Below are 6,287 nucleotides of genomic sequence, written 5' to 3'. Positions count from 1 at the left end.
GAGGTGTTTTTATGTTTAGCATGTTAGGGAAATCTCAAGAAGAACGTCGGAATAGAGAGTATGAAGTTAGTTTGGTAAATGCTTTAAAAAACTCTTATGAGGGGATAGAAGAGATCAAGATTATGAATCCTGATTATACAAACCCACCAGGGTCATGGTCTTGTGATGTAGAAATCAAGTTCAAAGATGAAAGAAAAATTAAGTATGGGATTGGATATTCTTTAGACACTGAGGAAATAACTGATGCTTCGTTGGAATGGGAAGGAAGAATAAAAGATAGACAATTTTTGAATGAAAACAAGGGTAAAACCACTTCGAAAATCAGGGTAACTTATTCTGATAACGACGAAGGAGAGCAATAATGACATTTAATTATACAGATAAACAGCTTAATAATTTAAATAGAGATAATGGGGTTTACAGTGTGAATTCAGAGTTTGCTAGACGAAAATATAAAAAGCATGTTGTTAATAAACCTGATTCTGAATTAGCTAGCTATGAAACCAACACTATAACTACCTCCGATGGTCAAGAATTCCGTGTTGTTGCGACTAAGTCTGACGCAGGAACAGGTTTTGATGGTTTGGCGGTAGCTCCTATGGTCAACGGCAAACCGGATTATAAAAGTATAGCTGTGATTGCTGCAGGGACTGATCCAGGGAGTCCTACTAAGATTGACATTTCTACAGCTCTGGTAGAAAGAGATACATCTTTGTCACCCCAATATTTTGTAGCGGACCGTTTCGTAAAAGAAATCATGGACGATCCCAGATATGAAGTTAGTCATCTATCAGGTTATTCACAAGGCTCTTATATGCTAAAGGTAGGAGCTAAATACCACATCCCTACGACAACCTTCAATGCTTGGTTTTATTATCTTTCACTTTCTAATGACGAAAAAGCATTCATAGACAAAAATCCAGCTATGTTTATTGATTATCGTAGAAAGTCTGATAATGTTGTCGTTATCAATGATTTCAATCACCCCGAATGGTTTAATAAATCTTTCTTAAAAATGCCTGATACAATATACTGGCTGGACGGAACTAGCCACAATATCGATGATTGGGAGTTTGATCCTGTAACAGGTCAAGTTGTTGATGGTAAAGGTGGAAAACCCTTAATTAGTGGTGTTTATCGAGCTTATGCCAACAGTCTCCGAGGAATGGCTCATTACAAGGACTTGAAGTCAAAATGGTCATCAGGTGGCATTAGTAGCTCTGAGGGAATATACTTAGATGCAGCTCAAGGTTCTATCCTATCATCATCAATGGCTACGGCAGCAAGAACTGGAGCTGATGAAGTGAGCGCCTTAGCCAAAAACGCCAATCAAGAATTACAAGAAATTTGGTCAAAAATCGATTTTACAAGCTACACAGCCTTGGCTCCCTATGAGGTTGAGGCCCTTTTTGCTAGCCAAGGTATCACTCAAGCACAGTTTATCGATACTTTTCAGGCAGAAACGGATCAAATAGTCGCTAAGATGAATGCTCCCGCCCAAGCATTTGAACAGTTAGATAAACAATTACAGGAAGTCATCGAAAAAACAGTGGCAACAGACACACAATTTGCTAAGGAGTTCAGACAATGGAAAGCAGAGATGTAAAATGGGATGCCATTAGACAAAAAGAGAGGGAAATTCTTAACCTCGAAGAACAATACTATCTGGAAAAGAACAAGTTAGAGAAAAAGACACTAGAATTAGAGGAACGTTCTGCAAGATTGGAAAGGATCATGAACGAAGAAGCTGATATAATGTACCTAGTATTAAGAAAGTTTTCATCACCAGCTGATTGTGTTAGAGAGTACTTTACAGACATAGAAAATTTGAGATATCATTCTAACCAAGTCTATAGAACTAATGAAATAAAACTGGAAGAAGAAAAAGAAAAAATAGATAAAGAATTTCGACAAAGAAAAAATATCTTAGATGAAGAATATCAAAAACTAAGGAGAAATTATGCAAGCACCAATGAATGAGTACTATACTGATGAAGAATACCAATACGCTCTAAAACAAATGTATCGCATGATGGAAAGAAATCGTATCCTGGCTCAATGCCAATTGGCAAAGGTCGCTAAAAATCAAATAAAAGAAAGTTTTGACCAAAAATCGAAAACAATTGCAAGAGATACTAAAGCAACAATAACAAGTATTAACAGCCAAATGGACACTGCAATACAAGGAAAAGTCCGCAAAAGTCTTGAAACAAAAATACCTAATATGTTAGTCAAGTATGATGATGTATAAAGAAGAATTTTTCGTATGGTTATATAGTTTTCTTTGCATCTATGTCCTCTATAACATCTTTCCGAAAAACTATAATTTTCTTGAAAAATAAATAAGTCTATGCTATACTACTAGTAGACTTATTTATGGAGAAAATACATGAAACGTGAGATTTTACTGGAACGAATCGACAAACTAAAACAAATCATGCCCTGGTATGTTCTGGAATACTACCAATCTAAGCTTGCTGTTCCTTACAGTTTTACAACCTTGTACGAATACCTCAAGGAATACGATCGATTTTTCAGCTGGGTTTTGGAGTCTGGTATTTCAAACGCTGATAAAATGTCTGATATTCCTTTATCTGTCTTGGAAAATATGTCTAAGAAAGACATGGAATCCTTTATCCTTTACCTACGTGAACGTCCTTTGCTTAATGCTAATACAACAAAGCAAGGTGTTTCACAGACAACTATCAATCGTACTTTGTCAGCACTTTCTAGTCTTTACAAGTATTTGACCGAGGAGGTTGAAAACGATCAGGGGGAACCTTATTTTTATCGTAATGTAATGAAGAAAGTTTCAACAAAGAAAAAGAAAGAAACGCTTGCTGCCAGAGCTGAAAACATCAAGCAAAAACTCTTTTTAGGTGATGAAACAGAAGGTTTTCTAACTTATATTGACCAAGAGTATCCACAACAACTTTCAAATCGCGCTCTCTCATCATTCAACAAAAATAAAGAACGTGATTTGGCCATTATTGCCCTTCTATTGGCGTCTGGTGTCCGCTTATCTGAAGCTGTTAATCTAGATCTAAGAGATCTCAATCTAAAAATGATGGTTATTGATGTCACTCGAAAAGGTGGCAAACGTGACTCTGTCAATGTCGCTGCCTTTGCCAAGCCTTATCTAGAAAATTATCTGGCCATTCGAAATCAACGCTATAAGACGGAAAAGACGGATACAGCCCTCTTTTTAACACTTTATAGAGGTGTTCCCAATCGTATCGATGCTTCCAGCGTGGAAAAGATGGTTGCTAAGTACTCTGAGGACTTCAAAGTTCGTGTAACACCCCATAAACTACGCCACACCCTAGCAACCAGGCTCTATGATGCCACTAAATCGCAAGTTTTGGTCAGTCACCAGCTAGGACACGCCAGTACACAAGTTACTGACCTCTATACCCATATCGTTAATGATGAACAAAAGAATGCTCTAGATAGTTTATAAAATACATAAAATAAATTATGTAATATTTGATTTTTAAAAAAGAAGCTGGTCCTACAACCAACTTCTTTTTTGATTTATCCAACTACCGCTTCAGCGATTTCTTCACGGCTAATACCAGCGAAGTAGCGTGTGATATCAATGGTTTCTAGCGCCTTAAGGACATCTTCGCGTTCGTATTTCACCCCACGAAGGATATCTTCTACTGCAGCAACGTCTTCGATTCCAAAGAAGTCACCATAAATCTTGATGTCTTGGATTTTTGATTCAGTAACGTTAGCAAAGACTTCCACCTTACCACTAGTGAATTTTGTTCCACGATGGACGTTAAATTCAGGTGATTTACCATAGTTCCAGTCCCAAGTACCAAACTTGGTATCCTTGATGCGATTGATTTCAGCCAATTCTTCCTCAGAAAAAACGTATTCAGTCATCTCTGGGTATTCTTTTTTCATGTATTCCAAGAGTAAATCACGGAATTCTTCGACTGTGATTTTTTCTGGTAATTCATTGATAATATTAGTCACACGAGCACGAACGGATTTCACACCTTTTGATTCAAATTTGTCCTTTGAAACCTTGAGGGCATTTGCGAGGACTGACAAATCAACGTCAAAGAGCAAGCAACCGTGGTGCATGATACGGCCGTTAATATAGGCTTGGGCATTGCCACAGAATTTCTTGCCATCAATTTCTAAGTCGTTACGACCTGTGAACTCAGCTTTAACCCCAAGTTGAGCCAAAGTGTTGATAACTGGAGTTGAGAAGCTCTTGAAGTCAAAAGCCTTGTTTTCATCTTCTTTTGAAATAATCGTGTAGTTGAGGTTATTTAAATCGTGGTAAACAGCTCCACCACCGCTGATACGGCGAACTACCTCGATGCCATTTTCGCGAACATAATCACGGTTGATTTCTTCGATGGTATTCTGGTGACGACCAACAATGATAGATGGCTTGTTAATCCAAAGTAGGAAAATTTGATCCTCATCCAAAAGGTGTTTAAAGGCGTATTCTTCCAAGGCAATATTAAAGGCAGTGTCGTTTGAATGATTGATAATGTATTTCATGATATCCCTTTATACGATAGAGACTGGAAAACACCTTTCCAGTCTAATCTATCTTTCTTTTATTTTTTCTTAGGTGAGTGGATGGCCATTCCTAGAACATCCGCAAATGCTTCATACATCACTTCAGAGTAGGTTGGGTGTCCGTGAATGGTCTTCAGCATTTCTTCAACAGTAATTTCCATTTCGATAATGCTTGAGGCTTCGTTAATCAATTCTGCAGCTGCAGGACCGATGATATGTACACCAAGGATTTCCCCGTATTTCTTATCTGCAATGACTTTTACGAAACCTTGAGCCGCATCTGATGCAATGGCACGACCATTGGCAGCAAAGTTGAATTTACCGATAGCAACATCATATTTCTCACGAGCTTGTTCTTCAGTCAGACCTACTGCTGCTACTTCAGGAAGAGTGTAGATGGCTGCAGGAGTCAAATTCAATTTGGCAACAGCATGATTTCCTTTAAGGGCATTTTCAGCGGCAACTTCCCCCATACGGAAAGCTGCGTGAGCCAACATCTTAGTACCATTAATATCACCTGGTGCGTAGATACCTGGAACAGAAGTTTCCATGTATTCGTTGACCTTGATACGTCCACGATCCAATTCAAACTCAACATCGCCAATACCTTCAAGGTCTGGCACACGGCCAATTGAAAGAAGAGCTTTGCTTGCAATGATATCATCTTTTCCTTCAACCTTGATACGAAGTTGACCATTTTCCTCTATGATTTCTTGGAGTTTAGTGTCAGTTAAGATGGTCATACCTTTACGCTCAAGTATCAAGCGAAGATTCTTAGATACTTCCGCATCCATAGCTGGCACGATACGGTCCATCATTTCGATAACAGTTACCTTTGAACCAAATGTCATGAAAGCTTGGCCGAGTTCAATACCGACAACGCCACCACCGATGATAACAAGGCTTTCTGGTACTTCGTTCATTTCAAGAATGTCGTCACTGGTCATGACAAGTGGAGATTCCATACCAGGGACGTTAATCTTGCTGACTTTTGAACCACCAGCAAGGATAATTTTCTTAGTTTCAAGCAATTCGGAACCATTTACCAAGACATTCTTGTCTTTAGTGATGGTACCAATACCTTTATGTACAGTAACTCCATAACTACGAAGAAGACCTGCAACCCCACCTACCAAGGTATTAACAACTTTAGATTTAGTTTCTAAAAGTTTATCCATATCTACAGTGAAGTTTGGATTTTCGATTACGATACCACGGTTTGCGGCATGACCGATATTCTCGATGATTTCAGCATTATGAAGGTAGGTCTTGGTTGGAATACAACCACGGTTCAAGCAGGTTCCACCAAGTTCAGATTTCTCAACAAGGGCAACCTTACCGCCGAGTTGGGCAGCTTTGATGGCTGCAACATAACCAGCAGGACCTCCACCAATCACAACGATATCAAAAGCATCATCGCTCTTACCATCATCGCTTGAGGCACTTGCTACAGGTACTGGGCTAGCTTCTGGCGCTACGGCTCCAGCTGTTGGGATGTTTTCCCCTTCTTCACCAAGGTAACCGATAACTTCCGTTACAGGGACTGTTTCCCCATCTCCTTTGAGGATAGCAATCAAGTAACCATCTTCTTCGGCTTCCAATTCCATGCTGACTTTATCAGTCATGATTTCCAAAAGGATTTCTCCTTCTTTTACAAATTCTCCGACTTTTTTATTCCATTGGACGATTTGTCCTTCTGTCATATCAACGCCGGCTTTTGGCATAATTACTTCTAAGGCCAT

The 6,287-nt window shown here is 38.9% G+C and carries 7 protein-coding genes; 5 read left to right on the top strand and 2 right to left on the bottom strand.

Annotated features, from left to right (window positions below; all coding sequences use genetic code 11):
• From HMPREF2613_RS03910 to xerS, 5 genes are all read left to right on the top strand, one after another.
• Positions 1-362, top strand: a 362-nt coding sequence (locus tag HMPREF2613_RS03910; protein WP_261673960.1) for a hypothetical protein, incomplete at its 5' end; no start/stop codon positions are given.
• Complete coding sequence (locus tag HMPREF2613_RS03905; protein ID WP_070479113.1) at positions 362-1,606, top strand: hypothetical protein; 1,245 nt, start codon at positions 362-364, stop codon at positions 1,604-1,606. The genes HMPREF2613_RS03910 and HMPREF2613_RS03905, both read left to right, overlap by 1 nt.
• Positions 1,588-1,980 (top strand): hypothetical protein, encoded by a 393-nt coding sequence (locus HMPREF2613_RS03900; RefSeq protein ID WP_070479111.1) that lies wholly within the window; start codon positions 1,588-1,590, stop codon positions 1,978-1,980. Before HMPREF2613_RS03905 ends, HMPREF2613_RS03900 begins: the two co-directional genes overlap by 19 nt.
• A complete protein-coding gene (locus HMPREF2613_RS03895; RefSeq protein ID WP_049487193.1) occupies positions 1,961-2,251 on the top strand; it encodes a hypothetical protein in 291 nt (96 codons plus the stop codon). The genes HMPREF2613_RS03900 and HMPREF2613_RS03895 overlap by 20 nt, the downstream gene beginning before the upstream one ends.
• A gap of 138 nt (positions 2,252-2,389) precedes the next feature.
• Positions 2,390-3,460, top strand: a complete 1,071-nt coding sequence (gene xerS, locus HMPREF2613_RS03890) for a tyrosine recombinase XerS (RefSeq protein ID WP_049491412.1) — start codon at positions 2,390-2,392, stop codon at positions 3,458-3,460.
• Positions 3,461-3,534: 74 nt separating this feature from the next.
• Here the strand turns inward: xerS and HMPREF2613_RS03885 are convergent, their stop codons facing one another.
• Positions 3,535-4,524 carry a lipoate--protein ligase gene (locus HMPREF2613_RS03885; RefSeq protein ID WP_070479109.1) on the bottom strand — a complete coding sequence of 330 codons (990 nt, stop codon included), beginning with the start codon at positions 4,522-4,524 and terminating at the stop codon, positions 3,535-3,537.
• A gap of 59 nt (positions 4,525-4,583) precedes the next feature.
• Complete coding sequence (gene lpdA / locus HMPREF2613_RS03880; RefSeq protein ID WP_070479107.1) at positions 4,584-6,287, bottom strand: dihydrolipoyl dehydrogenase; 1,704 nt, start codon at positions 6,285-6,287, stop codon at positions 4,584-4,586.

Origin of the sequence: Streptococcus sp. HMSC070B10 (assembly GCF_001808665.1) — a bacterium.
Classification (GTDB): Bacteria; Bacillota; Bacilli; order Lactobacillales; family Streptococcaceae; genus Streptococcus.
Note: the sequence above shows the minus strand (reverse complement) of the source record. Positions and strands in the feature narration are given on the sequence as shown.

What these genes read in the sequence shown, in the direction of transcription:
- HMPREF2613_RS03905 (WP_070479113.1), top strand. Translation starts at nt 362, where the DNA reads ATGACATTTAATTATACAGATAAACAGCTTAATAATTTAAATAGAGAT.
- HMPREF2613_RS03900 (WP_070479111.1), top strand. Translation starts at nt 1,588, where the DNA reads ATGGAAAGCAGAGATGTAAAATGGGATGCCATTAGACAAAAAGAGAGG.
- HMPREF2613_RS03895 (WP_049487193.1), top strand. Translation starts at nt 1,961, where the DNA reads ATGCAAGCACCAATGAATGAGTACTATACTGATGAAGAATACCAATAC.
- xerS (WP_049491412.1), top strand. Translation starts at nt 2,390, where the DNA reads ATGAAACGTGAGATTTTACTGGAACGAATCGACAAACTAAAACAAATC.
- HMPREF2613_RS03885 (WP_070479109.1), bottom strand. Translation starts at nt 4,524, where the DNA reads ATGAAATACATTATCAATCATTCAAACGACACTGCCTTTAATATTGCC.
- lpdA (WP_070479107.1), bottom strand. Translation starts at nt 6,287, where the DNA reads ATGGCCTTAGAAGTAATTATGCCAAAAGCCGGCGTTGATATGACAGAA.